The following is a 563-nucleotide window of genomic DNA, read 5'->3' as shown; positions in this document are numbered from 1 at the left end:
TTTCTTAGTAACGGATGAAAACCCAGTTTCGGCAGAAGATTACGTTTGGCTAACTGGCGTTATCGATTTAGAAAGACAATCTATTGAGTACTACTGGCGTCAAATCAACGAAGCAGTAACCAAGTACGAATGTCGTCTGCCTCCTCCTTTCTTCAAGCAATTAACGCACTATGTTGAGATGGGTAACTCAGCGTTTGACTGTCCGGGACACCAAGGTGGTCAGTTCTTCAAAAAACACCCAGCTGGTAAACAATTCTACGATTTCTTCGGCGAAAACCTGTTCCGTAGTGACTTGTGTAACGCGGACGTAGATTTAGGTGACTTGCTGATCCACGAAGGTTCTGCACATCAAGCGCAGGCGCACGCTGCAAAAGTATTTAACGCGGACAAAACTTACTTCGTACTTAACGGCACTTCTGCTTCAAACAAAGTAGTCTGTAACGCGCTGGTAACTGAAGGTGATTTGGTACTGTTCGACCGTAACAACCATAAATCGAACCACCACGGTGCGTTAATCCAAGCGGGTGGTATGCCAGTTTACTTAGAATCGGCGCGTAACCCTT

1 pseudogene is annotated in these 563 nt (G+C 45.6%); it reads left to right on the top strand.

Going from position 1 to position 563, the window contains the following annotated elements:
- A pseudogene (locus R8O10_RS26755) lies at positions 1 to 563 on the top strand (ornithine decarboxylase); the annotation flags it as partial.

It is taken from the genome of Vibrio sp. 1727 (genome assembly GCF_033344415.1).
Classification (GTDB): Bacteria; Pseudomonadota; Gammaproteobacteria; order Enterobacterales; family Vibrionaceae; genus Vibrio; species Vibrio alginolyticus.
Note: the sequence above shows the minus strand (reverse complement) of the source record. Positions and strands in the feature narration are given on the sequence as shown.